A 25703-nucleotide genomic window follows, 5' to 3' on the forward strand; every position below is an offset into this window, starting at 1 on the left:
ATTTTTGTTTAAATAAAATTAGAACGTAGCTCTAAAACTAAGACCATATCTTCTAGAACTAGGACCAGTTATAAAGTCAATACCTTGTCCATTTCCAACTCCTGTACTAAGAGTGTTAGTGTCAAAATTAACATCATCAGGAAAGTTAAATGCCTTATACCATAAGTTAGATCCAAGTAATGTGATTGATAATGATCCAAAAGGTGTTTTGTTTAAGAATTCCTTCTTGAAATCATAGCTAAGACTAACTTCGTTCAATCTTAAAGTAGTACCATCATAGATTTGAGATTCGTTTGGTCCAAATCCGAAGTTACCAAAGAATACATTTGTTGCAGTGATTGGAATGTTGTTAGGAGTTCCGTCCTGTAATACTCCAGGCAAAATATATGCACCTCTACGATCAAGTGGGTTGTCAGAGTCTACAACACCTCTACCTACTAGAGTAGATGCAGTTTGAGAGAATATGTCACCACCGTGTCTATATTGGAAATCAAAAGAAAACTTAAGACCTTTATAAGAGAAAGTATTCTTTATTGTTCCTGTCCAATCTGGATTTGGATCCCCGATGATTTCTATATCTGTGGTTGCTAAGTATAAACCGTCACTACCAACAATCGCATTTCCATCTGCATCTCTTTGGATAGCAGTACCTTGGATAATACCAAAAGCTTCTCCAGCAATTGCATAGTTAGCAGGTCTTCCGGCTACTGTAGTAGTAAGAGCGATTTGATCAGTTGGTAACTCAGTAACTACGTTTTCATCAGCGTAGAAATTACCGTTGATTAACCACTTGAAGTTTTCTGTTTTCCAAGGAGTGATATCAAAATCAACCTCGATACCTTCATTCTCAGATTTACCCGCATTCACTCTTTTAACTGTAAAACCAGAAGCAGGGTCTAAAGCTTGATCTGTGATCAAATCTTCAGTGTTTCTCTTAAATAAACTTACATTAAGTCCAACTCTATTGTTTATAAAACGAGTTTCGATACCAACTTCAACTTCTTGGAATCTCTCAGGCTTAAGATCTGCGTTTCCTAATCTGTTAGAAACTGAGTTACTAGAGATAACGTTTCCTTGCGCATCAACCGTAGCTCTAGAGTTTAAGTTTAATCCATTTCTAGTACTAAATGCAGTAGGAGCACCAGCAGACTCTCCATAAGCAACTCTTGCTTTCAAGTAGTTAAATGCATCCGATTGTAATCCTGGGATAGCATCTGTTGCTATTAAAGAAACACTTGCTCCAGGATAAAAGATTGAATTGTTTTCCTGCTCCAATGTAGAGAACCAGTCATTTCTAATAACACCATTAAAAAATAAATAGTTCTTGTAATCTAAACTTACATCCGCATATACACCAATAGTGTTATCTTCTGTTTGAAAATCAATATTTGTTAAATTTAAATCAACTGTAGACTGATTAACAAAATTGTAATGTCTTAATACTCCGAAAGCTAACTGCTGTGTACTAAGTGTTCCTTCCTGAATGTACGCGTTTCTTCTCGTATTCAAACCAGCGATAAATGTTAAACCTAAGTTTTCATTTAATTGCTCATAACCGTTTAATATTAAACTGTTATCAAAGATAGTATTTCTTACTTGTATTGTTCTATAAAAACCAGTAACATCTCCATCAACACCACCTCTGTTTTGTCCGTTGGTGTTAAATTCGGTAAATGTATTTAAACCTGCTCTATAAGTTAAAGAGTAATTATCGTTAAAACCATAAGTAAGACTTGCAGATCCAAAAATGTTATCAGTTTCTTGAGTAACTTTCGCATTTGCAATCGTCCATAATGGATTCTGGATATCATTACCAGATCTATAATATACACTTCTACCATCTTGTGATTGGAAAGGAAGACCGAATAAGTCAACACTTCTTGGTGTGTATAAAATATCACCAAACACAGAGCTACCTCCACCGATAGTTCCACTACCAAGGGATGCAGAAATTGGTGGAGTTTTTAAACGGGAGTTTGTGTAGTTCGCTGTTCCCTGAAAAGTAATTTTATTGCTTAGTTTTGCTTTACCACCAAAACCAATATTGTTTCTTGTTAATTGGTTTCCAGGTGTAAAACTATCTTGATCAAAATAACTATAGTTTGCGCTGAACGACGCATTTTCGTTACCACCAGACAAACCGATAGATGTGTTAGAAATAAATCCTGTTTTAAAGAATCTATCCACACTGTCATATGGTCTATATGCATATTCTGATGCTGCTATATCTTCAAATCCAACAACAAGTGATTGATCAGAAAGTTGTGATAGCGGATTTGCAACAAAAGAGTTTCCAGGAGCACCACTTCTATATAAAGAGTTACCACTTATGTCTCTGTTAAAACTAGGTCCCCAGTTACTAAAGAAAAATCCAAAGTTCTGGTGGAAACCACCACCATACTCATCCTGGTAATCAGGTAAGATAGCTTCTTCTGCAAACAATGATTGAGAAAAAGTAACTTCAAATTTCTTGTTAGAAGCTTTTGCAGAACCTGTTTTGGTAGTAATAAGAATAACCCCATTTCTACCTTCTTGACCGTAAAGTACAGAAGCACTAAGTCCTTTAAGAACGTTTACGCTTTCTATATTGTTTGGATCAAGATCCAAAAATCTACTTGATTCCGTTAAAGAATCAAAAACAGACGTTTGATTGTTTGTGTTATTAGCAAAAGGAACTCCATCAACTATAAATAATGGCTGGTTGCTTCCTGATACTGTGGATAGACCACGAATAACAATGTTTGTTCCTGATCCAGCAGTACCATTAGTTGCTGTAATGTTTAAACCTGCTGCCTCACCCGATAGAATTCTACCAAGATCCGCACTGGATTGTTCCTCAATATCATCGGAAGCCACTGTAGATATTGCATATCCTAATGACTTTCTTTCTCTTCGGATACCTTGTGCAGTAACAACAACTTCCTCAAGTGTTGCTGCATCTTCTGCTAGTTGAACGTTGATACTGTCACCATCTCCAACTACAACTTCTTTTGTTGTAAAACCAAGATAACTAAATGAAAGTACAGCTCCTCTATTTACTTGAATAGTATAATTACCATCAAAATCAGATTGCGTACCCTTACTAGTACCTTTTACAACGATATTCACCCCTGGTAACGGTAACCCACTATTGTCGGTCACATTACCTGAGATCGTTTTTTCTTGTGCAAACGTTAGTTGCACTACAAACGCCAGCAATAGCGTTAGAATTCCTCTAAACTTTGTTCTCATTTTATAATTTATTTGAATTAGCCAATGCCAAAAATCATAATAATATCTTAATTAAACAACTTTTATTTAGTTAAAAATTAAATTATTGTTCAGGTCAGGTTAATATAATGTGAAATCCTACTATAACGTTATAGTACTAAGTTTTGGCCTTTTTGGGTTGGCTTTTGGATATTCTTGTTGGAGACAATTGATCTTTACGAGTGATTATAATAATTTTTTGTATTTAATCGTAAATGTTTTGTTTTGAGATTGTTATAACGTTGTTTGTTTTAGATAATCGTTTATGGAGAAAGGGTTTTGGTAAATGTTTTGTTATTTTGGCTCTAGTTTTGCTTATAGTCAAATAAACCGGTATATTGTGTTTTTGGGCTGGTTTGTTTTATAAGATATATATGCTTTTTAAGGCTTTAAAATGTTGCATTTAAGCTAATGTGGACCTTTGTATTAGAGAATTTGAAGTTGGATTCGCTGCTTTTTCCGTTTGCAAAAATAATCCTGAATAGTCCCGTCTTTGTGTTAAGTCCTAGTCCAAAACCAAGGCTAGTAAGGTTTTTGGATAGTTCAATACTTTCGTCCTCGAAATAAGAATAATCGATAATCGAGTGTATGTATAAGTTTTGGGATAATATGTATTGGTATTCAGTATTTATTACGTTATATAATGAGGCGTTTATACTGTTTTCTTCAAAACCTCGGATCGAATTAATCCCGCCAAATCTGAATAATTCGTTAAGGAATAAATCGTCTGATACAATGGCTGCGGCAGTGTTTGATAGGAAAATAGAATTTCTTTGGTTTAGCTTAAATATGTAGCTAATATTTAGACTCCCTCTTATTTGACTTGTGTTTTCTGTTTCAGTTTTTCTGCTGCCAAATTCGGTTGTTATGGCATATTTGTTTTTGATAGGGAATAAGTTGCTGTTTTGTCTTTTGGTGTGATTGAAGCCTATTCCGTAAAATGATGAAGTATAGTCGTAGATGTTTAATGCCGGTTGAGGAGTGTCAAGAAGGTTGTCTGAAGAAATTGTTTTATAGCCTATAAATAAACTGTTTTTGTCATTGACAAGGTAGTTTAGGTTTACTTTTTGCTCCGTGATTAAAAAAGTTGAATCTTTTTTAAATATGTCTAAACCTGCTTCAATGCCAATGGGAGTTTTAAGTAAGTAAGGTAATGAGATATTGGCTTGAAATCTTTGTTGTTCATTTCCGTCGCTTTTGTAAATCAAATTAAGCTGTTCTCCGAAATTCAGATTGTTAATTAGGTTTAGGTTTAAATATCCGTTCAATTCTAAGTTCCCTGATTCGGTGTCTGAAGAGAATCCCAAAAAGCCGTCGAAGGAGTTGGCAGATCTTTTCTCTAAATAAAGATATACTTTGGTAGAATCTTTCTCAAATAAAACCTCAGGAGCTTTGATGTTTTTGGCAAAACCAAGGTTGTCAATTTTTTTAGATTTTTCGATAATATTGCCTTTGTTAAAGATGTTTCCTGTTCGTATCCTTGTGTTGTATTTTAAATAAGAATAAGGGAATTTGCTGTATCCTTTGATTGTGATATCGTCTATTGTTCTGGTTTTGCTCTTTGAGCTTATTAACTTTGCGAATACGTTATTTTTGTCTTTTTTTATTTTGGTGAGTGATAAGTTGCTAAAAGTGTTTCCTTGGTTGACGAGTTGGTCTGTCAGAAATTGAAGGGTTTGTTCTGTTTTTTCAAAGGGAATTGAAAATTGGCTTTCTGTGACCTTGGATGATATTTGGTTTAGAATTTCTTTTGGGATTAATTCTTTGTTGTAATAAATAGTTAGTTGGTTGTATTTTTTGTTTAATTCTAAAATACCTGTGAGCAAAGAGTCAGATGTTTTCTTTAGTTCTAGTAATCTAACATCAAGGTATCCGGATTTTAGAAGTTTTTCTTGAGTAATGTCGATTTCGGTTTTTAGGTCTAGAAAATTTTTAAAATTTGTAGTGTAGCCAATACTATCGATTTTTGAGGATTCAATGGAGTCTTTTCCTTTGATAGAGAGTTTTAGAATAGTATTTTGTGCATTACAAAATGAATGTATACATATAATAAGGAGAAGAATATAGAATAAAGATGTTTTCAATTTATTTTTTAATAGTGCTAAAATAACGGAAAATAGAGGGATTTGTTACGGTTAAATAATATGATTTTAAATCTATTTGAAAATTAATGCGTTAGGATTTGAATTGCTCAAAAATATTTCTACCTTTGCAGCCCTCATAAAAGAGGTATTTAAAAATATTTTAATAATAGTGTAAAGCAAATTATGCCAACAATTTCACAATTAGTAAGAAAAGGTAGAGCCAAAATAACTAAGAAGAGTAAATCGGCTGCTTTGGATTCGTGCCCGCAACGTCGCGGTGTTTGTACGCGTGTTTATACTACTACACCAAAGAAACCTAATTCGGCTATGCGAAAAGTAGCTCGTGTTAGATTAACAAATGGTAAAGAAGTAAACGCATACATCGGAGGTGAGGGTCACAATCTACAGGAGCACTCGATAGTATTAGTTAGAGGTGGAAGGGTAAAAGATTTACCAGGAGTTAGGTATCACATTGTTCGTGGAGCTTTAGACACCGCAGGTGTTGAAGGAAGAACGCAACGTAGATCTAAGTATGGTGCAAAACGCCCTAAGAAGTAATTAAAAAACTTTAAGAAGAAGACATGAGAAAAAGAAAGGCTAAAAAAAGACCTATTTTGCCGGATCCACGTTTTAACGATCAATTAGTGACTCGTTTTGTAAACATGATGATGTGGGACGGAAAAAAATCGGTAGCTTTCAAAATTTTCTATGATGCGATAGATATCGTAGAAGAGAAAAAACAAAACGAAGAAAAAACTGCTTTGGAAATGTGGAAAGATGCGTTGTCTAACGTAATGCCACACGTAGAAGTAAGAAGCCGTCGTGTTGGAGGTGCTACCTTCCAGATTCCTAACCCAATTAGACCGGATAGAAAGATATCTACTGCTATGAAGTGGTTGATTCAGTTTTCTCGTAAGAGAAATGAAAAGTCTATGGCTCAAAAACTTGCTGCAGAGATTATTGCTGCGGAAAAAGAAGAAGGAGCTGCTGTTAAGAAAAGAGTTGATACTCACAAGATGGCTGAAGCAAATAAAGCATTCTCACACTTTAGATTTTAATCACGAACAGAAATGGCTAGAGATTTAAAATATACAAGAAACATAGGTATTGCTGCGCATATCGACGCAGGAAAAACTACGACAACTGAGCGTATTTTATACTATACGGGAGTTAGTCACAAGATTGGTGAGGTGCATGATGGTGCTGCTACAATGGACTGGATGGAGCAAGAGCAGGAAAGAGGTATTACTATTACTTCTGCTGCAACAACTTGTGAGTGGAAATTTCCAACAGAAAATGGTCAAGCAATAGATGATACAAAAGGATATCACTTTAACATTATTGATACTCCGGGTCACGTTGATTTTACGGTAGAAGTAAACCGTTCTTTACGTGTACTTGATGGGTTGGTTTTCTTATTTAGTGCTGTGGATGGTGTTGAGCCACAATCAGAAACTAACTGGAGACTTGCTGATAACTACAAAGTGCCACGTATTGGATTTGTAAACAAAATGGACCGTCAAGGGTCTAACTTTATGGCTGTTTGCCAGCAGGTTAAGGATATGTTAGGATCCAATGCTGTGCCAATCGTTATGAATATTGGTGATGAAGCGGATTTTAAAGGAATCGTAGATTTGGTAAAGAACCGTGCTATTATTTGGCATGATGAAACACAAGGATCTACTTTTGACGTTATTGATATTCCTGAAGAATTAAAAGAAGAAGCGGCTGAATTAAGAGGTAAACTTATTGAAGAGGTTGCTGCTTATGATGAAAATCTTCTAGAGAAATATATGGAGGATGAGGATTCTATTACAGAAGAAGAAGTGCACGCTGCACTTAGAGCTGCTGTAATGGATATGTCTATCATTCCTATGATTTGTGGATCAGCATTTAAAAATAAAGGAGTGCAATTCCTTTTAGATGCAGTATGTCGTTACTTACCTTCTCCAACGGATAAAGAGGGTATTGTAGGGGTTAATCCAAATACAGATCAAGAAGAATTACGTAAGCCTGATGTAAAGGAGCCGTTTGCTGCTTTAGCATTTAAGATTGCTACAGATCCTTTTGTAGGGCGTTTAGCATTCTTCCGTGCATATTCAGGTCGTTTAGATGCAGGTTCTTATATATTGAATAACCGTTCCGGTAAAAAAGAACGTATTTCACGTATCTATCAGATGCACTCTAATAAGCAGAATGCTATTGATTTTATCGAAGCAGGTGATATTGGAGCAGCAGTAGGTTTTAAAGATATCAAGACCGGGGATACAATGTCGGATGAAAAGCATCCTATTGTTCTAGAATCAATGGATTTCCCTGATCCGGTAATTGGTATCGCTGTAGAGCCGAAAACTAAAGCAGATGTTGATAAATTGGGTATGGCTTTAGCTAAGTTAGCTGAAGAAGATCCAACATTTACAGTAAGAACTGATGAAGCTTCAGGGCAGACTATTATTTCTGGAATGGGAGAGCTTCACTTAGATATTATTGTAGACCGTTTGAAGCGTGAGTTTAAGGTTGAAGTGAATCAAGGTCAGCCTCAGGTTGAGTACAAAGAGGCTATTACTGCAGCTGCAGATCACAGAGAGGTTTATAAAAAGCAGTCTGGTGGTCGTGGTAAATTTGCAGATATTGTATTTACTATTGAGCCTGCGGATGAAGGTCAAGTTGGTCTCCAGTTTGAATCTATAATTAAAGGTGGTAACGTTCCTAAAGAATTTATACCTTCTATTGAGAAAGGATTTAAAATGGCTATGGTTAATGGGCCATTAGCTGGGTACGAAGTTGATGCTATGAAGGTGACATTAAAAGATGGTTCTTATCACGATGTGGATTCGGATCAGTTGTCTTTTGAGTTGGCTGCTAAGTTAGGTTTTAAAAACTCTGCAAAAGCTGCAAAAGCAGTAATAATGGAGCCTATTATGAAATTAGAAGTTATTACTCCAGAAGAGAATATGGGTGATATCGTAGGTGATCTTAACAGGCGTAGAGGACAAGTTAGTGATATGGGTGATAGAGCTGGAGCAAAAACTGTAAAAGCTACTGTGCCACTTTCAGAAATGTTTGGATATGTTACAACATTAAGAACGTTGTCGTCTGGTAGAGCAACATCTACTATGGAATTTTCTCACTATGCTGAAACTCCTTCTAATATTTCAGAAGAAGTAATTGCAGCAGCAAAAGGAGTTAACGCTTAATTTTACAGAAATGAGTCAAAAAATTAGAATAAAACTAAAATCTTACGATCATAACTTGGTAGACAAGTCTGCAGAGAAGATTGTTAAGACCGTTAAGAGTACTGGAGCTGTGGTTACAGGCCCGATTCCATTACCAACACATAAGAAGATTTTTACAGTATTACGTTCTCCGCACGTTAATAAGAAATCTAGAGAGCAATTCCAATTAAGTTCTTACAAAAGACTTTTGGATATATATAGCTCGTCTTCAAAAACGATTGATGCGTTGATGAAGCTGGAATTACCAAGTGGAGTAGAAGTTGAGATCAAAGTTTGATAAAACTACGAAGTAAGAAAATCTTACGATAAATGTCCCAAGCTGCGTGCAAGGGAAAAACGGCAAAAAAATACATTCAGGGTTGAAGTATTTTGACCCTGTTTTTTTGCAAAATAATAAGTAGAATACTAATTAATAATTAATAAATATGTCTGGGTTAATAGGAAAAAAGATCGGCATGACTAGCATCTTCGACGAAAATGGAAAGAATATTCCATGTACGGTAATAGAAGCTGGACCATGTGTGGTTACCCAAGTCAGAACTGAGGAAGTTGATGGTTATAAAGCTATTCAGCTAGGTTTCGATGACAAAGCAGACAAAAATGCTACTAAGGCGGCTTTAGGTCACTTTAAGAAGGCAGGAACTGTTGCTAAACGTAAAGTTGTCGAATTTCAAGGTTTTGAGGAGGAGTACAAATTAGGAGATACAGTAACTGTAGAGCATTTTGCAGAAGGAGAGTTTGTTGATGTTTCAGCAACTTCTAAAGGAAAAGGTTTTCAAGGAGTTGTTAAAAGGCACGGCTTTGGTGGTGTTGGACAAGCAACTCACGGTCAGCACAACCGTTTAAGAGCTCCAGGTTCGATAGGTGCAGCATCTTACCCTGCTAGAGTATTCAAAGGAATGCGAATGGCCGGAAGAATGGGTGGAGATCAAGTAAAAATTCAAAACTTAAGAGTGTTAAAAGTAGTTGCTGAAAAGAACCTACTTGTTGTGAAAGGATGTGTTCCTGGACATAAAAACGCTTATGTAACGATTCAGAAGTAATGAAGGTAGCAGTAATTGATATTAACGGAAAAGAAACAGGAAGAAAGGTAGACCTTTCTGATGCTGTTTTTGGTATAGAACCAAACGATCATGCTGTGTACTTAGATGTGAAGCAGTATTTGGCAAATCAACGTCAAGGAACTCACAAAGCTAAGGAGCGTGCTGAGATTGTAGGTAGTACAAGAAAGATAAAGAAACAAAAAGGAACTGGTACAGCCAGAGCGGGTAGTATAAAATCACCTATCTTCAAAGGTGGGGGTAGAATTTTTGGTCCAAGACCACGTAACTATTCTTTTAAATTGAATAAGAATTTAAAAAGATTAGCACGTAAATCTGCACTAAGTATTAAAGCTAACGACAAAGCGATTACAGTTGTTGAGGACTTTACTTTTGATACAATTAAAACAAAGAATTTTACCACAGTTTTAAAGTCTTTAGGACTAGAGGATAAAAAATCTTTATTTGTGTTGGGAGAGTCAAATAAAAATGTATATTTGTCGTCACGCAATTTAAAAAGCTCTGAAGTTATAACATCCTCAGAATTAAGTACTTACAAAATACTTAACGCAAAGAATGTTGTGCTTTTAGAAGGTTCTTTGAAAGGAATTGAAACGAATTTAAGTAAATAGAAGCCATGAGTATCTTAATAAAACCTATTATTACGGAAAAGGCTACTGCTGATAGTGAGGTGTATAACCGCTATGGTTTTGTAGTAGATAAAAAAGCGAATAAGGTGGAGATCAAAAAAGCAGTAGAAGCTGCTTATGGAGTATCTGTTACTAAAGTTCGTACGATTAATGTCCGTCCGGATCGTAAAACTCGTTATACAAAAACGGGTGTGGTCACTGGTAAAACAAAAGCTATTAAAAAAGCTATTGTACAGGTGGCGGAAGGTGATGTAATTGATTTATATAGTAATCTTTAAGACTAAAAAATGTCAGTAAGAAAATTGAAACCAATTACCCCAGGTCAGCGTTTTAGAGTAGTTAATGGGTTTGATGCCATTACTACTGATAAGCCGGAGAAGAGTTTATTAGCTCCGAAAAAAAGATCTGGAGGTAGAAACAATCAAGGAAAAATGACTATGCGCTACAAAGGTGGTGGTCATAAAAAAAGGTATCGTATTATTGATTTTAAACGTGATAAGCAAGGAATTCCTGCTACCGTTGCAACAATAGAATATGATCCAAACAGAACTGCTTTTATAGCGCTTTTAAACTACCAGGATGGTGAGAAGCGTTATGTTATAGCTCAGAATGGTCTACAAGTAGGTCAAAACGTTGTTTCTGGAAGTAATGTTGCTCCAGAAATTGGAAACGCGATGCCACTTAGTGATATCCCTTTAGGTACAATCATTTCTTGTATAGAATTACGTCCCGGTCAAGGTGCTGTTATGGCGCGTAGTGCTGGTTCGTTTGCTCAGCTTATGGCTAGAGATGGTAAGTTTGCTACGGTAAAGTTGCCTTCTGGAGAAGTAAGATTAGTCTTAGTAAACTGTATGGCAACTATTGGAGCTGTTTCTAATAGTGATCATCAGTTAGTTGTAGGAGGTAAGGCAGGTAGAGGAAGATGGCTTGGTCGTCGTCCACGTACTAGACCAGTAGCAATGAACCCGGTTGATCACCCAATGGGTGGTGGAGAAGGACGTTCTTCTGGAGGTCACCCACGTTCTAGAAAAGGTCTTCCTGCAAAAGGATACAGAACCCGTTCTAAGACGAAAGCGAGTAATAAGTATATTGTAGAACGTAGAAAGAAATAATAAGATATGGCACGTTCATTAAAAAAAGGACCTTACATTCACTATAAACTAGAGAAGAAAGTAGCTGCGAATGTAGAGGCTAACAAAAAGACTGTGATAAAGACTTGGTCAAGAGCATCAATGATATCTCCGGATTTTGTTGGTCAAACAATTGCAGTACATAATGGTCGCCAATTTGTTCCTGTATATATTACAGAAAACATGGTGGGTCATAAATTAGGAGAATTTTCGCCAACACGTTCTTTTAGAGGGCACGCTGGTGCTAAAAATAAAGGTAAAAAATAATTTAAGCTATGGGAGTTCGTAAAAGAGAAATGGCAGAAAGAATTAAGGAAGAGAAAAAGCAAATTGCTTTCGCTAAACTTAATAACTGTCCAACTTCACCTCGCAAAATGCGCTTAGTAGCAGATTTAGTTCGTGGTGAAAAAGTTGAAAGAGCGCTTCATATTCTTAGATTTAACCCTAAAGAAGCATCGCGTCGTTTAGAGAAATTATTGCTTTCTGCAATAGCAAACTGGCAAGCGAAAAATGAAGACGCTAGCATCGAAGATGCAGATCTTTTTGTAAAAGAGATCCGTGTAGATGGAGGTAGTATGTTAAAAAGACTACGTCCAGCTCCACAAGGTCGTGCACACAGAATAAGAAAACGCTCTAATCACGTAACAATCGTGGTTGCAGCAAAAAATAATACACAAAGCTAATATAAATAGTATGGGACAGAAGACAAATCCAATCGGAAATCGCCTAGGTATCATTAGAGGATGGGAATCCAACTGGTACGGAGGTAATGACTACGGTGATAAACTTGCCGAAGACGATAAGATTAGAAAGTACGTACACGCACGTTTATCTAAAGCTAGTGTATCTAGGGTAATTATTGAGCGTACGCTTAAACTTGTAACCGTTACTATCACTACTGCTAGACCTGGTATTATTATCGGAAAAGGTGGTCAAGAGGTAGACAAGTTAAAAGAAGAGCTTAAGAAAATTACTGATAAAGAAGTTCAGATCAATATTTTTGAAATCAAAAGACCAGAACTTGATGCATTTTTAGTAGGATCTAGTGTTGCAAGACAGATTGAGAGTCGTATCTCTTACCGTCGTGCGATCAAGATGGCTATTGCGGCTGCAATGAGAATGAATGCAGAAGGTATCAAAATTCAGATTTCAGGACGTTTGAACGGTGCTGAGATGGCACGTTCAGAGTCGTATAAAGATGGTCGTATTCCTTTATCAACATTTAGAGCTGACATAGATTATGCTTTGGTTGAGGCACACACTACCTATGGTAGACTTGGTGTTAAAGTATGGATTATGAAAGGCGAAGTATATGGTAAGAGAGAACTTTCTCCTTTAGTTGGTCTTTCTAAGAAACAAGGAAAAGGAGGCGATAGAGGAGCCGGACGAGGTGGAAATAATAAATCACGTCGTAGAAAGTAATTTTTTAAAGTAAATTAACAATGTTACAGCCTAAAAGAACAAAATTCCGTAAACAACAAAAAGGACGTATGAAAGGTCTTTCTCATAGAGGACATACACTTTCTAACGGAACCTTCGGAATCAAATCATTAGATTCAAGTTTTGTTACTGCTAGACAAATAGAAGCAGCACGTATTTCTGCTACTCGTTATATGAAAAGAGAAGGTTCTCTGTGGATCAAGATTTTCCCAGACAAGCCTATTACAAAGAAGCCTCTTGAAGTACGTATGGGTAAAGGAAAAGGAGCTGTAGAATATTGGGCGGCAGTTGTAAAACCAGGAAGAATCTTATTTGAGATCAGTGGTGTGTCGTATGATGTAGCAAAAGAAGCATTGCGCTTAGCTGCACAAAAGCTACCAGTAAAAACTAAGTTTATTGTGTCAAGAACCTATCAAGGTTAAAATTCAAAAGAGACTATGAAACAATCACAAGTAAAAGAATCGTCTACAGCTGAATTGCAAGAAGAACTTGGTAAATCTCGTAAAGAGTATTCAGATTTAAAAATGGCTCACGCTATGTCTCCATTAGAAAACCCTTTACAATTACGTAAAGTGAGAAGGTCTATTGCAAGAATGGCGACTGAGTTAACTAAAAGAGAATTAAACGGTTAATTCTGCTGAAAGATGGAAAAAAGAAACTTAAGAAAAGAGCGTATAGGTGTAGTTACTAGTAACAAGATGCAGAAATCAATCGTTGTTGCCGAAGTAAAAAAAGTAAAACACCCGATGTACGGAAAGTTCGTGTTAAAAACAAAGAAATATGTTGCGCACGATGAGAAAAATGACTGCAATATTGGTGATACTGTAAAGATCATGGAAACAAGACCTATGAGTAGAACCAAATGCTGGAGATTAGTAGAAGTAATTGAAAGAGCGAAGTAATTATGGTACAACAAGAGTCTAGATTAAAAGTAGCAGACAACACAGGTGGTAAAGAAGTTTTAGTTATCCGTGTTTTAGGTGGTACAAAAAGAAGATACGCCTCTGTAGGAGACAAGATCGTTGTCAGTGTTAAAGAAGCAACTCCTAATGGAAACATTAAAAAAGGAGCCGTTTCTACTGCAGTTGTAGTTCGTACCAAAAAAGAAGTGCGCAGACCGGATGGTTCTTATATTCGTTTCGACGACAATGCTTGTGTTCTTTTGAACCCTGCAGGAGAAATGAGAGGAACACGTGTTTTTGGTCCTGTTGCAAGAGAACTTCGTGACAAACAGTTCATGAAGATTGTTTCACTAGCGCCAGAAGTGCTTTAATAGTATAGCAAAGATGACAAAGCTAAAAATTAAATCAGGAGATACTGTAAAAGTAATCGCTGGAGACAATAAAGGTCAACAGGGAACAGTACAAAAGGTATTGAAAGATAAGAACAAGGCAATTGTAGAAGGTGTTAACCTCGTGTCTAAACACCAGAAGCCTAGTGCTGCTAATCCACAAGGTGGTATAGTGAAGCAAGAAGCAGCTATTCATATTTCTAACTTATCGTTGTTAACATCTAATGGTGATGCAACAAGAGTTGGATATAGAGTAGAAGGAGATAAGAAAGTGAGATTTTCTAAAAAATCTAATGAAGTAATATAGTTATGGCTTATATCCCAAGACTAAAACAAGAGTACAAAGACAGAGTAATGTCAGCTCTTACAGAAGAATTCAGTTATAGTAATGTAATGGAAGTTCCAAAACTTAAGAAGATTGTTTTAAGTAGAGGAGTTGGTGCAGCTGTAGCAGATAAGAAGTTAATTGACTACGCAGTAGACGAATTAACAATGATCACAGGACAAAAAGCGATTGCTACAATTTCTAAAAAGGATGTTGCAACTTTCAAATTACGTAAAGGAATGCCAATTGGGGCTAAGGTTACGTTAAGAGGAGAAAGAATGTACGAATTTTTAGATCGTTTAATTACTTCGGCTTTACCTCGTGTAAGAGATTTTAACGGAATTAATGCTACTGGTTTTGATGGTAGAGGTAATTACTCATTAGGAATTACTGAACAGATTATTTTTCCGGAGATAGATATCGATAAAGTAAATAAGATTTCAGGAATGAATATTACTTTCGAAACTTCGGCAAATACTGATAAAGAAGCAAAATCATTGTTAACAGAACTAGGGTTACCTTTTAAAAAGAATTAATTATGGCTAAAGAATCAATGAAAGCCCGTGAGGTGAAGAGAGCTAAAACAGTTGCTAAATATGCTGAAAAACGTAAGGCTTTAAAAGAAGCTGGAGATTATGAAGCATTACAGAAGCTGCCAAAAAATGCATCTCCAATCCGTATGCATAATCGTTGTAAATTAACCGGAAGACCAAAAGGATATATGCGTCAATTTGGAATTTCTCGTGTTACATTTAGAGAGATGGCTAATCAAGGATTAATTCCGGGAGTAACTAAAGCTAGTTGGTAATAATAAAAAATTAATTGGTCTAAGGTTCGGCTAAACTAGTGGAAAACCAAGATCATAAATTATATACAATGAATACAGATCCTATAGCAGATTATTTAACCAGAATACGAAATGCAAATAGTGCTCAACATAGAGTTGTTGAGATTCCTGCATCGAAGGTTAAAAAAGAGATCACTAAAATATTATTCGATCAAGGATATATTTTAAGTTATAAATTTGAAGATAATACAACACAAGGTAGTATTAAGATAGCTCTTAAATACGATAAATTAACCAAAGAACCTGTAATAAAAGAATTACAAAGAATCAGTAAGCCTGGTTTACGTAAATATGCAGGATCAAGTGAAATACCAAGAATTCTTAATGGATTAGGTATTGCAATCGTTTCTACTTCTCACGGTGTTATGACTGGTAAGCAGGCAAAGCAAGAGAACGTAGGTGGTGAAGTACTTTGTTACGTATATTAACAGTAAAAAAGACAAAAGAAATGTCAAGAATAGGAAAAAATCCAGTAACTATTCCGTCTGGTGTCACGGTAGAAGTGACAGGTAATGTTGTTACTGTTAAAGGAAAATTAGGAGAGCTTACACAAGAGATAGATGCTATCAATGTGAAAGTAGAAGAAGGTCAGGTTGTTCTAGAAAGACCTACTGAAGCTAAGGATCATAAAGCAAAGCACGGTTTATACAGAGCTTTGATCAACAATATGGTGCAAGGTGTATCTGAAGGTTTTACCAAAGAGTTAGAATTGGTTGGAGTAGGTTATAGAGCTTCTAATCAAGGACAAAAACTAGATTTAGCTTTAGGTTTCTCTCACAATATCGTATTAGATGTTGCTCCAGAGGTGAAGATAGAGACTATATCAGAAAAAGGTAAAAACCCGATCGTAAAATTAACTTCTCATGATAAACAATTAGTGGGACAGGTGGCAGCTAAAATTAGAAGCTTCCGTAAGCCAGAGCCTTACAAAGGTAAAGGAGTTAAATTCGTAGGAGAACAATTAAGAAGAAAAGCAGGTAAATCTGCATAATAACGAAGTTATGGCATTCTCAAAAGATTTAAGAAGATTAAAAATCAGAAAGCGAATCCGCGGTAAAGTAAGCGGAACAGAACAACGTCCTAGATTATCTGTTTTTAGAAGTAATAAAGAAATCTATGCTCAGATCATAGATGATGTAACCGGTAAGACAATCGGTGCTGCTTCTTCAAGAGATAAAGATATTGCTGCTGCATCAGGAAATAAAGCAGAAAAGGCAAGCTTGGTAGGTAAAGCCCTTGCTGAAAAAGCTAAGAAAGCTGGTATAGATACTGTATCATTTGATAGAGGAGGATATTTATATCACGGTAGAGTAAAATCATTAGCTGAAGGAGCTAGAGAAGCAGGACTTAAATTCTAAGAAATTATGTATCAAAAATATAAAAACGCAGAATTAGTAAAACCAAGTGGACTTGAATTAAAAGACCGTTTAGTTGGAGTACAACGTGTTACTAAAGTAACTAAGGGTGGTAGAGCATTCGGATTCTCTGCTATCGTAGTTGTAGGAGATGAAAATGGTGTTGTAGGTCACGGTTTAGGTAAGTCTAAAGAAGTTGCTGAAGCTATTGCAAAAGCAGTAGAAGATGCTAAGAAAAATTTAGTTCGTATACCATTGACTAAAGGAACTTTACCTCACGAACAAAAAGGTAAATATGGTGGAGCAAGAGTATTATTGATGCCTGCTGCTACCGGTACCGGAGTAATTGCTGGTGGAGCGATCCGTGCAGTATTAGAATCTGTAGGTGTTCACGATGTACTTTCTAAAAATCAAGGATCGTCTAACCCACACAATGTGGTGAAAGCAACGTTTGATGCTTTATTGCAAATGCGTAGTGCAGAGCAAGTGGCAAAACAGCGTGGTGTTTCACTTGAAAAAGTGTTTAAAGGATAAATATATTAGGAACGATGGCAAAGATTAAAATTACTAAAGTAAAAAGCGCGATTAACCGTACTCAGAGACAAAAAAGAACTCTGGAGGCTTTAGGTCTTAAAAAGATCGGTCAGGTTGTTGAGCATGATGACACTCCTAATATCCTTGGGATGGTAAATAAAGTTAAACATTTAGTTTCTGTAGAAACAAAATAATATAAGCACATGGATTTAAGTAACTTAAAACCTGCTGCAGGTTCAGTAAAAAATAACAGCAAGCGATTAGGTCGTGGTCAGGGTTCCGGAAAAGGTGGAACAGCTGCTCGTGGTCATAAGGGAGCAAAGTCACGTTCTGGATATTCTAGAAAGATTGGTTTTGAAGGAGGGCAGATGCCACTTCAAAGACGTGTGCCAAAGTTTGGTTTCACCAATATCAATAGAAAAGAATATCAAGGAATCAACTTAGATACCTTACAGAAATTAGTTGATGCTGGTAAAATAACTGACACCGTTGATCTTGATGTGATATTAGATACACGTCTTGCAGGAAAGAATGATTTAGTTAAGATACTGGGTAGAGGTGAATTGAAGGCTAAGTTAAAAGTCTCAGCTCATAAATTTACAGCCACTGCAAAAGCAGCTATTGAAGCGGCAGGTGGTGAAGCAGTAACCTTATAAAAGATATTTCATGAAATTTATTGATACAATAAAAAACATTTGGAAAATCGAAGAACTAAAGAATAGAATCTTAATCACTTTAGGATTGCTTTTAGTATATCGATTTGGAGCACAGGTTGTACTACCGGGAGTAGATGCGGCAGAGTTGGCCAACTTGGGTACACAGACTCAAGACGGTCTTCTTGGATTGCTTAATGCTTTCACAGGTGGAGCGTTTGCAAACGCTTCGGTGTTTGCTTTAGGAATCATGCCATATATATCTGCATCCATTGTTGTGCAGTTAATGGGGATAGCAATTCCTTATCTTCAAAAATTACAAAAAGAAGGAGAAAGTGGAAGAAAGAAAATTAATCAGATAACTCGTTGGTTAACTATTGCAATTACATTAGTTCAAGGGCCTGGTTATATTTACAACTTGTTTGCTACCCTTCCTCCTGCAGCTTTTAGTACAGAGATCAGTCAAACTGTTTTCGTTGTATCATCGGTGATCATCTTAACCACAGGTTGTATTTTTGCTATGTGGCTAGGTGAAAAAATTACTGATAAAGGTATAGGTAATGGTATTTCGTTGTTAATTATGGTTGGTATCATCGCTACATTACCACAATCGTTTGTTCAGAATTTTATCTCAAGAACTTCAGGAGAAGGAGGAGATATTATAATGGTACTGATTGAATTGGTAATTTGGTTTGTGATCATATTAGCATCTGTGCTACTGGTAATGGCTGTTCGTCAGATTCCTGTACAATATGCAAGAAGAACTGCCAGTGGTGGATATGAAAAGAATGTTTTTGGATCACGTCAGTATATACCGTTAAAGTTAAATGCATCTGGTGTAATGCCAATTATATTTGCACAAGCGATTATGTTTATTCCGGCTGCAGTAGCAGGGCTTTCTCAGTCTGAAACTTCACAAGGAATAGCCGCTGCTTTTAGTGATATTTTCGGATTATGGTATAATCTGTTATTTGCATTGTTGATTATAATATTCACATACTTCTATACGGCTATTACCGTTCCAACGAATAAAATGGCTGATGACTTAAAGAGAAGTGGTGGTTTTATTCCTGGTATTAGACCTGGAAGTGAAACAGCCGAGTATTTAGACAAAATAATGTCACAAATAACCTTGCCAGGATCTATATTCTTAGCGTTAATTGCTGTTTTTCCGGCAGTAGCTGTTAAGCTCCTTGGTGTTCAGCAAGGATGGGCATTGTTTTTTGGAGGAACCTCTTTACTAATTATGGTTGGGGTTGCAATAGATACGATGCAGCAGGTTAATTCATACTTGTTGAATAGACATTACGATGGATTAATGAAAACTGGTAAAAACCGTAAAGCAGTAGCATAATGGCAAAGCAACCAGCAATAGAACAAGATGGAAGTATAATCGAAGCATTGTCTAATGCAATGTTCCGAGTAGAACTAGAAAACGGTCACGTAGTGACAGCTCATATCTCAGGTAAAATGCGAATGCATTATATAAAATTATTACCAGGAGATAAGGTGAAGTTAGAAATGAGTCCTTATGATTTATCAAAGGCTCGTATCACATATAGATACTAATAATTTTAAGAATATTAGTTAATTAAGATTTTTTATGTACTTTTGCAGGCTGAAAATCTTGTTAACGAGACCTTCTGAAATGCTTAATATGTATTTTCAGGATTTAAACACAAAGAGATGAAAGTTAGAGCATCAATAAAAAAGAGAAGTGCCGAGTGCAAGATTGTGCGTAGAAAAGGCCGTCTTTACGTAATTAATAAAAAGAATCCTAGATTTAAACAAAGACAAGGGTAATTATGGCAAGAATTGCAGGGGTAGATATACCTAAACAAAAGCGAGGAGTTATAGCATTAACCTATATCTTCGGAATTGGTAGAAGTAGAGCTAAAGAAATTTTAGCAACTGCCAAAGTAGATGAGAGTATAAAAGTTTCTGACTGGGATGATGATCAAATTGGTCGTATTCGTGAAGCTGTAGGAACCTTTACTATAGAAGGAGAATTACGTTCTGAGGTACAATTAAATATCAAACGTCTTATGGATATAGGATGTTACAGAGGTATTCGTCACAGAGCTGGTTTACCACTTAGAGGACAACGTACTAAGAACAACTCTAGAACACGTAAAGGAAGAAGAAAAACAGTTGCTAACAAGAAAAAGGCAACTAAATAATAATTAAAAATTAGACATTAGTCATTAGTAAATAGAAGTTAGATGAATCTGTTTGAAATAGCAATGTTTAGGATTCTAACAACTAAAAGCTAACAACTAAAAACTAGAAAATATGGCAAAGTCAACTTCAAAAAAACGTAAAGTAATTGTTGAATCTGTAGGAGAGGCACATGTAACAGCTTCTTTTAACAACATTATTGTTTCGTTAACTAATAAAAAAGGAGACGTTATTTCTTGGTCTTCAGCTGGAAAAATGGGATTCAGAGGTTCAAAAAAGAACACTCCATATGCTGCACAGTTAGCTGCAGAAGATGCTGCTAAAGTGGCAATCGAAGCTGGACTTAAGAAAGTAAAGGTATATGTTAAAGGCCCTGGGAACGGTAGAGAATCAGCAATACGTTCGATACATAATTCAGGAATTGAAGTTTCAGAAATTATTGATGTAACTCCAATGCCACATAACGGATGCCGTCCTCCAAAAAGACGTAGAGTATAATAATTGTATCCCGAAAAAAATTCGGGATCTTTTATACCTTATAAATAGTAATTAAAGTAAGTCTAAAAGGGGAATAAAGGATTATCGAAGGAAAGAGACCTTAATTCATAACCTCCTCTAAAATTAAATTAATAATAAAATGGCAAGATATACTGGTCCAAAAACTAAAATCGCTCGTAAATTTGGTGAAGCGATATTCGGAGACGATAAGTCATTCGAAAAAAGAAATTATCCTCCTGGTCAACACGGAAATAACAGACGAAGAGGAAAGAAAAGTGAATATGCAATCCAGTTAATGGAAAAGCAAAAAGCTAAATATACTTACGGAATATTAGAGCGTCAGTTCAGAAATATGTTCGAAAAAGCAACAAGATCTCAAGGGATTACTGGTGAAGTATTACTTCAGTTATGTGAGTCTCGTTTGGATAATGTAGCTTTTAGAATGGGATTAGCAAATTCTCGTAGAGGAGCTAGACAATTAGTTTCTCACAGACATATTACTGTAAATGGAGAATTAGTAAATATTCCATCTTACCAATTAAGACCTGGAGATGTTGTGGGAGTAAGAGAAAAATCAAAATCATTAGAAGTTATCCAAAACTCTCTTGCTAATAATAGTAAAGTTTACGAGTGGATTACTTTTAATAATGATACAAAAGAAGGTACTTTCGTATCTGTTCCGGGAAGAATTCAAATACCGGAAAACATCAACGAACAATTCATCGTCGAATTATATTCGAAGTAATAACTCTTAGAAGAAACAATAATATGGCAATATTAAATTTTCAGAAGCCCGATAAAGTTATCATGATCGACTCTAGTGAGTTTGATGGTAAATTTGAATTTAGACCATTAGAACCTGGGTACGGATTGACAGTTGGTAACGCTTTGCGAAGAGTTTTGCTATCTTCTTTAGAGGGATTCGCTATAACTTCATTAAGAATTGAAGGAGTAGATCACGAGTTTTCTACGATTTCTGGAGTTGTAGAAGATGTGACTGAAATTATTCTTAACCTTAAGCAAGTTCGTTTTAAGCGTCAGATTGAAGATGTAGACAACGAATCGGTTACAATTTCGATTTCTGGTCAAGAGCAGTTAACTGCTGGAGATTTTCAAAAATTCATTTCAGGTTTCCAAGTTCTTAATCCGGACTTAGTGATCTGTAATATGGATAAAAAAGTGGCTCTAAACCTAGAGATAACTATAGAAAAAGGAAGAGGTTATGTTCCTGCAGAAGAAAATAAAAAAGCAAATGCTCCAATAGGAACAATCTTTACGGATTCGATTTATACACCTATTAAAAATGTTAAGTATAGCATCGAGAATTATCGTGTTGAACAAAAAACAGATTACGAAAAACTAGTTTTCGAAATTGTTACAGATGGTTCAATACATCCAAAAGATGCTTTAACTGAAGCTGCAAAAATTTTGATTCACCATTTTATGTTATTCTCTGATGAGCGTATCACTCTAGAAGCTGATGAAATTGCTCAGACTGAAACATATGATGAAGAATCATTACATATGAGACAATTATTGAAGACTAAATTGATCGATATGGATCTTTCTGTAAGAGCATTAAATTGTTTAAAAGCTGCAGAAGTAGATACATTAGGAGATTTAGTATCATATAACAAAAATGACTTAATGAAGTTCCGTAACTTTGGTAAGAAGTCTTTAACAGAGCTAGAAGAACTAGTAAATGTTAAAGGTCTTAATTTCGGTATGGATCTTTCTAAGTACAAATTAGATAAAGACTAACACATCATATTTTGCTCTCTGCACGAGGCAGATTGAGCAAGATGATGCTTAAATTTTTAATGTCATGAGACACGGAAAAAAAGTAAACCACCTAGGTAGAAAAACTGCACATAGAAAAGCTATGCTTGCTAATATGGCTTGTTCTCTTATAGAGCATAAGAGAATAAACACTACAGTAGCAAAGGCAAAAGCGCTTAAGCAGTTTGTAGAGCCACTAGTAACCAAGTCTAAAGAAGATACTACACATAATCGTCGTATTGTATTTAGTAAGTTACGTAACAAGTATGCTGTAGCAGAATTATTTAGAGATGTTGCTGCAAAGGTTGGTGATAGACCAGGAGGATATACCAGAATTATCAAATTAGGTAATCGTCTTGGTGATAATGCTGATATGGCAATGATCGAGCTAGTGGATTACAATGAGTTGTATAACGCAGGTAAGCCAGCTAAAAAGAAATCTACTCGAAGAGGTAGAACAAAGAAAACTGAAGCTGCTCCAGTAGTTGAAACAACTAGTTCTGAAGAAGAATAAATGAAAAATGTGATTTACACATAAGGATAAAGGATAAACGTTCATCGTTTATCCTTTTTTTTTGAATATTTTTAAAATAAAATTTTAGATCCTTCAATAGGATGTTTACTATCAAAAAGTATATTAGAATGAAATATCAATCTCGAAAAAAAGCAATTGTATTATTAGCAGATGGTACTATTTTTTATGGAAAAGCTGTTGGAAAAGAAGGCACCGCTTTTGGGGAAGTCTGTTTTAATACCGGAATGACGGGATATCAAGAGATTTTTACAGACCCTTCTTATTTTGGGCAGCTAATGGTGGCTACGAATGCTCATATTGGTAATTATGGTGCCAATAATGAAGAGGTAGAGTCAGATTCTATAAAAATCGCAGGTCTAATTGTTAAGAACTTTAGTTATGAATTCTCTCGTGACTTAGCTGATGAGTCTTTACAAGAGTTTTTAGAAAAAAATGATTTATTGGCGATATCAGATGTGGATACTCGTGCCTTGGTAAGTTATATAAGAGATAACGGAGCAATGAATGCCTTAATCTCTACCGAGATAGATGATATTGATTCCTTAAAAAAACGGTTGGCCGAAGTACCCGATATGAATGGTCTTGAATTGGCTTCTAAGGTCTCTACAAAGAAACCTTACTTTTTTGGAAATCCTGATGCTACATATAAAATTTCGGCATTAGATATTGGAATTAAAAAGAATATACTTCGTAATCTGGCCCAAAGAGACGCTTACATAAAGGTTTTTCCTTATGATACGACTTTTGAAGAAATGAGTGAGTGGGGACCTGATGGTTATTTCCTTTCTAATGGTCCCGGTGATCCAGAACCGTTATCACAAGCAATAGCAACGGCAAAAGAAATTATTAAAAGAGATTTACCTTTATTCGGAATTTGTTTGGGTCATCAAGTAATAGCACTTGCCAACGGTATTAGTACTTATAAAATGCATCACGGTCACAGAGGAATAAATCATCCGGTAAAAAATCTAACAACAGGTAAAGGAGAAATCACCTCCCAGAATCACGGTTTTGCTATCAACAGAGAAGAAACTGAAAAGAATCCTGATATAGAGATAACACACGTACATTTAAACGATCATACAGTTGCGGGAATTAAAATGAAGAACAAAAATTGTTTTTCAGTGCAATATCATCCGGAAGCAAGTCCGGGTCCAAATGATTCAATCTATTTATTCGATCAGTTTATAAATAATATCAAAAACGCAAAAGTAGAAGCATAAACTTGTTCATTTATTGTGAATAGATTGTGGTTTGTATAATGAATTGATCTATAACGTTATAGTTGATAACTTGTTATGTTTACTGGGGTTTAAGCAATAAATTAAGAGGTTTTCTGAGGTATTTAAATTTACCGGTTTCGTATATTGCGAAGAATTAAAATTATCCAACAAAAACAAATCAAAAATGAGTGTAATTATTAATATTCACGCCAGACAAATTTTAGATTCACGTGGTAACCCTACAGTAGAAGTAGACGTGATTACCGAAAATGGTGTTTTAGGAAGAGCTGCAGTTCCTTCTGGAGCTTCAACAGGAGAACATGAAGCAGTAGAGCTTAGAGATGGTGGTAGTGATTATATGGGTAAAGGAGTAAAAAAAGCTGTAGAAAATGTAAATACAATAATTGCTGAAGAATTATTAGGATATTCTGTGTTTGATCAAAATTTACTGGATCAAACTATGATTGAATTAGATGGAACTCCTAATAAATCTAAATTAGGTGCTAATGCAATTCTTGGAGTTTCTTTGGCAGCTGCAAAGGCCGCGGCAAATGAGTTAAATATGCCATTATATCGTTATGTAGGAGGTGTTAGTGCTAATACACTTCCGGTTCCAATGATGAATATCATTAACGGAGGATCTCATAGTGACGCACCAATCGCATTTCAAGAATTTATGGTAATGCCTGTAAAAGCAAATGATTTTACTCATGCCATGCAAATGGGTACAGAGATTTTTCATAATTTAAAGAAAGTACTTCACGATAGAGGATTAAGTACTGCTGTTGGTGATGAAGGAGGTTTTGCACCAACATTAGATGGAACAGAAGATGCGCTGGATTCTATCGCATTGGCTGTGGAGAAAGCCGGATATAAGTTTGGCGATGAAGTCATGGTAGCTTTAGACTGCGCTGCTGCAGAATTTTTTGTAGACGGCAAATATGATTACACCAAATTTGAAGGAAAAACAGGTGTCGTAAGAACAAGTGAGGAGCAAGCAGACTATCTTGCTGAACTTGCTTCTAAATACCCTATTATATCTATTGAAGATGGAATGGATGAAAATGACTGGGAAGGTTGGAAGTATCTAACAGAGAAAGTAGGAGATAAAGTACAACTAGTAGGTGATGATTTATTCGTTACCAATGTAGAAAGATTGTCAAGAGGAATTGAAAATGGTATTGCTAATTCAATTCTAATTAAAGTAAATCAAATCGGAACCCTGACCGAAACAATAGCCGCGGTAAATATGGCGCATAACGCAGGATATACTTCTGTGATGTCTCACCGTTCTGGTGAAACCGAAGATAACACCATAGCAGATTTAGCGGTAGCTTTGAATACAGGTCAGATTAAAACTGGTTCAGCATCACGTAGTGATAGAATGGCAAAGTACAATCAACTATTACGTATAGAAGAAGAATTAGGTACAGTCGCTTATTATCCGCAGGAAAAGGCCTTCAAGGTTAAGAAATAAATAACGAATTTAAAAAAGCTCACTTTTTAGTGAGCTTTTTTATTATACTAAAGTTTGCAATGAAAATTGTTGGGCGTATGATGAAGTTTTGAAATGAACCTCGAAGCTGTATTTATATTCCAAAATTGATGGTCGGATTAATAATATATTAACACTATATTTCGTAATTTAGCAGCCCT

The 25703-nt window shown here is 35.7% G+C and carries 36 protein-coding genes; 34 read left to right on the forward strand and 2 right to left on the reverse strand.

All coding sequences use genetic code 11. From position 1 onward, the window contains the following. Positions 1-18 precede the first annotated feature (18 nt). Both ACFSR1_RS20295 and ACFSR1_RS20300 read right to left on the reverse strand, forming a co-directional pair. Entirely contained in the window at positions 19-3231 is a 3213-nt protein-coding gene (locus tag ACFSR1_RS20295) for a SusC/RagA family TonB-linked outer membrane protein (protein ID WP_378294878.1), read from the reverse strand. Positions 3232-3638: 407 nt separating this feature from the next. Beyond that, positions 3639-5333, reverse strand: a complete 1695-nt coding sequence (locus tag ACFSR1_RS20300) for a ShlB/FhaC/HecB family hemolysin secretion/activation protein (RefSeq protein WP_378294879.1) — start codon at positions 5331-5333, stop codon at positions 3639-3641. A gap of 183 nt (positions 5334-5516) precedes the next feature. On the opposite strand from ACFSR1_RS20300, the gene rpsL reads away from it, so the two are divergent. From rpsL to eno, 34 genes are all read left to right on the forward strand, one after another. Then, entirely contained in the window at positions 5517-5891 is a 375-nt protein-coding gene (gene rpsL, locus ACFSR1_RS20305) for a 30S ribosomal protein S12 (RefSeq protein ID WP_024770883.1), read from the forward strand. A gap of 23 nt (positions 5892-5914) precedes the next feature. Next, positions 5915-6391 carry a 30S ribosomal protein S7 gene (rpsG, locus tag ACFSR1_RS20310; protein WP_027392555.1) on the forward strand — a complete coding sequence of 159 codons (477 nt, stop codon included), beginning with the start codon at positions 5915-5917 and terminating at the stop codon, positions 6389-6391. 12 nt (positions 6392-6403) lie between these two features. Continuing rightward, positions 6404-8530: an elongation factor G gene (fusA, locus tag ACFSR1_RS20315; protein WP_378294880.1), complete on the forward strand. Its 2127-nt coding sequence runs from the start codon at positions 6404-6406 to the stop codon at positions 8528-8530. A 10-nt stretch (positions 8531-8540) separates the two neighbouring features. After that, positions 8541-8846 (forward strand): 30S ribosomal protein S10, encoded by a 306-nt coding sequence (gene rpsJ, locus ACFSR1_RS20320; protein ID WP_010181931.1) that lies wholly within the window; start codon positions 8541-8543, stop codon positions 8844-8846. 148 nt (positions 8847-8994) lie between these two features. Continuing rightward, positions 8995-9612 (forward strand): 50S ribosomal protein L3, encoded by a 618-nt coding sequence (rplC, locus tag ACFSR1_RS20325; protein WP_378294881.1) that lies wholly within the window; start codon positions 8995-8997, stop codon positions 9610-9612. Next, positions 9612-10241 (forward strand): 50S ribosomal protein L4, encoded by a 630-nt coding sequence (gene rplD / locus ACFSR1_RS20330; protein WP_378294882.1) that lies wholly within the window; start codon positions 9612-9614, stop codon positions 10239-10241. Before rplC ends, rplD begins: the two co-directional genes overlap by 1 nt. 5 nt (positions 10242-10246) lie before the next feature. Next, entirely contained in the window at positions 10247-10537 is a 291-nt protein-coding gene (rplW, locus tag ACFSR1_RS20335; RefSeq protein ID WP_378294883.1) for a 50S ribosomal protein L23, read from the forward strand. Positions 10538-10546: 9 nt separating this feature from the next. Then, positions 10547-11371, forward strand: a complete 825-nt coding sequence (rplB, locus tag ACFSR1_RS20340) for a 50S ribosomal protein L2 (RefSeq protein ID WP_378294884.1) — start codon at positions 10547-10549, stop codon at positions 11369-11371. 6 nt (positions 11372-11377) lie between these two features. Further along, positions 11378-11656, forward strand: coding sequence for a 30S ribosomal protein S19 (gene rpsS, locus ACFSR1_RS20345; protein ID WP_027392549.1), 279 nt, complete (start codon positions 11378-11380; stop codon positions 11654-11656). A gap of 8 nt (positions 11657-11664) precedes the next feature. Beyond that, positions 11665-12072 (forward strand): 50S ribosomal protein L22, encoded by a 408-nt coding sequence (gene rplV / locus ACFSR1_RS20350; protein WP_118461079.1) that lies wholly within the window; start codon positions 11665-11667, stop codon positions 12070-12072. A gap of 10 nt (positions 12073-12082) precedes the next feature. Then, positions 12083-12811, forward strand: coding sequence for a 30S ribosomal protein S3 (rpsC, locus tag ACFSR1_RS20355; RefSeq protein ID WP_027392547.1), 729 nt, complete (start codon positions 12083-12085; stop codon positions 12809-12811). Between the two features lie 20 nt (positions 12812-12831). Then, complete coding sequence (gene rplP, locus ACFSR1_RS20360; protein ID WP_378294885.1) at positions 12832-13251, forward strand: 50S ribosomal protein L16; 420 nt, start codon at positions 12832-12834, stop codon at positions 13249-13251. Between the two features lie 15 nt (positions 13252-13266). After that, positions 13267-13461: a 50S ribosomal protein L29 gene (gene rpmC, locus ACFSR1_RS20365; RefSeq protein ID WP_027392545.1), complete on the forward strand. Its 195-nt coding sequence runs from the start codon at positions 13267-13269 to the stop codon at positions 13459-13461. 12 nt (positions 13462-13473) lie between these two features. Continuing rightward, positions 13474-13731, forward strand: coding sequence for a 30S ribosomal protein S17 (gene rpsQ / locus ACFSR1_RS20370; RefSeq protein WP_027392544.1), 258 nt, complete (start codon positions 13474-13476; stop codon positions 13729-13731). Positions 13732-13733: 2 nt separating this feature from the next. Further along, a complete protein-coding gene (gene rplN, locus ACFSR1_RS20375; protein ID WP_027392543.1) occupies positions 13734-14102 on the forward strand; it encodes a 50S ribosomal protein L14 in 369 nt (122 codons plus the stop codon). A 13-nt stretch (positions 14103-14115) separates the two neighbouring features. Then, positions 14116-14427, forward strand: a complete 312-nt coding sequence (gene rplX / locus ACFSR1_RS20380) for a 50S ribosomal protein L24 (RefSeq protein WP_378294886.1) — start codon at positions 14116-14118, stop codon at positions 14425-14427. A gap of 2 nt (positions 14428-14429) precedes the next feature. Then, positions 14430-14981 (forward strand): 50S ribosomal protein L5, encoded by a 552-nt coding sequence (gene rplE / locus ACFSR1_RS20385; RefSeq protein WP_378294887.1) that lies wholly within the window; start codon positions 14430-14432, stop codon positions 14979-14981. Between the two features lie 2 nt (positions 14982-14983). Further along, complete coding sequence (rpsN, locus tag ACFSR1_RS20390) at positions 14984-15253, forward strand: 30S ribosomal protein S14 (RefSeq protein ID WP_010181917.1); 270 nt, start codon at positions 14984-14986, stop codon at positions 15251-15253. Positions 15254-15321: 68 nt separating this feature from the next. Then, complete coding sequence (gene rpsH, locus ACFSR1_RS20395; protein WP_027392540.1) at positions 15322-15720, forward strand: 30S ribosomal protein S8; 399 nt, start codon at positions 15322-15324, stop codon at positions 15718-15720. Between the two features lie 20 nt (positions 15721-15740). Beyond that, a complete protein-coding gene (gene rplF / locus ACFSR1_RS20400) occupies positions 15741-16283 on the forward strand; it encodes a 50S ribosomal protein L6 (protein ID WP_378294888.1) in 543 nt (180 codons plus the stop codon). 10 nt (positions 16284-16293) lie between these two features. After that, a complete protein-coding gene (gene rplR, locus ACFSR1_RS20405) occupies positions 16294-16650 on the forward strand; it encodes a 50S ribosomal protein L18 (protein WP_378177752.1) in 357 nt (118 codons plus the stop codon). 6 nt (positions 16651-16656) lie between these two features. After that, positions 16657-17181 (forward strand): 30S ribosomal protein S5, encoded by a 525-nt coding sequence (gene rpsE, locus ACFSR1_RS20410; RefSeq protein ID WP_027392537.1) that lies wholly within the window; start codon positions 16657-16659, stop codon positions 17179-17181. Positions 17182-17195: 14 nt separating this feature from the next. Next, positions 17196-17375, forward strand: coding sequence for a 50S ribosomal protein L30 (gene rpmD / locus ACFSR1_RS20415; RefSeq protein WP_027392536.1), 180 nt, complete (start codon positions 17196-17198; stop codon positions 17373-17375). Between the two features lie 9 nt (positions 17376-17384). Continuing rightward, positions 17385-17837 (forward strand): 50S ribosomal protein L15, encoded by a 453-nt coding sequence (gene rplO / locus ACFSR1_RS20420; RefSeq protein ID WP_378294889.1) that lies wholly within the window; start codon positions 17385-17387, stop codon positions 17835-17837. A 10-nt stretch (positions 17838-17847) separates the two neighbouring features. Then, a complete protein-coding gene (gene secY / locus ACFSR1_RS20425) occupies positions 17848-19188 on the forward strand; it encodes a preprotein translocase subunit SecY (protein WP_378294890.1) in 1341 nt (446 codons plus the stop codon). After that, the gene (infA, locus tag ACFSR1_RS20430; protein WP_010181908.1) at positions 19188-19403 is read left to right on the forward strand and encodes a translation initiation factor IF-1; all 216 of its coding nucleotides are present in this window, start codon (positions 19188-19190) and stop codon (positions 19401-19403) included. Before secY ends, infA begins: the two co-directional genes overlap by 1 nt. A 117-nt stretch (positions 19404-19520) precedes the next feature. Beyond that, a complete protein-coding gene (gene ykgO, locus ACFSR1_RS20435; RefSeq protein ID WP_013621733.1) occupies positions 19521-19637 on the forward strand; it encodes a type B 50S ribosomal protein L36 in 117 nt (38 codons plus the stop codon). A gap of 2 nt (positions 19638-19639) precedes the next feature. Then, on the forward strand, positions 19640-20014 hold the full coding sequence (gene rpsM / locus ACFSR1_RS20440; RefSeq protein WP_298543194.1) for a 30S ribosomal protein S13: 375 nt from the start codon (positions 19640-19642) through the stop codon (positions 20012-20014). Between the two features lie 112 nt (positions 20015-20126). Beyond that, positions 20127-20510 (forward strand): 30S ribosomal protein S11, encoded by a 384-nt coding sequence (gene rpsK / locus ACFSR1_RS20445; protein ID WP_027392532.1) that lies wholly within the window; start codon positions 20127-20129, stop codon positions 20508-20510. A gap of 139 nt (positions 20511-20649) precedes the next feature. Next, positions 20650-21255, forward strand: coding sequence for a 30S ribosomal protein S4 (gene rpsD, locus ACFSR1_RS20450; RefSeq protein WP_378294891.1), 606 nt, complete (start codon positions 20650-20652; stop codon positions 21253-21255). Positions 21256-21278: 23 nt separating this feature from the next. Beyond that, complete coding sequence (locus ACFSR1_RS20455; protein WP_378177734.1) at positions 21279-22271, forward strand: DNA-directed RNA polymerase subunit alpha; 993 nt, start codon at positions 21279-21281, stop codon at positions 22269-22271. A gap of 64 nt (positions 22272-22335) precedes the next feature. Continuing rightward, positions 22336-22803 (forward strand): 50S ribosomal protein L17, encoded by a 468-nt coding sequence (rplQ, locus tag ACFSR1_RS20460; protein WP_280930728.1) that lies wholly within the window; start codon positions 22336-22338, stop codon positions 22801-22803. A 128-nt stretch (positions 22804-22931) separates the two neighbouring features. Next, the gene (gene carA, locus ACFSR1_RS20465; protein WP_378294892.1) at positions 22932-24047 is read left to right on the forward strand and encodes a glutamine-hydrolyzing carbamoyl-phosphate synthase small subunit; all 1116 of its coding nucleotides are present in this window, start codon (positions 22932-22934) and stop codon (positions 24045-24047) included. Between the two features lie 184 nt (positions 24048-24231). After that, the gene (eno, locus tag ACFSR1_RS20470) at positions 24232-25524 is read left to right on the forward strand and encodes a phosphopyruvate hydratase (RefSeq protein ID WP_378294893.1); all 1293 of its coding nucleotides are present in this window, start codon (positions 24232-24234) and stop codon (positions 25522-25524) included. Positions 25525-25703 lie beyond the last annotated feature (179 nt).

Source organism: Aquimarina rubra, assembly GCF_042684305.1.
GTDB lineage: Bacteria > Bacteroidota > Bacteroidia > Flavobacteriales > Flavobacteriaceae > Aquimarina > Aquimarina rubra.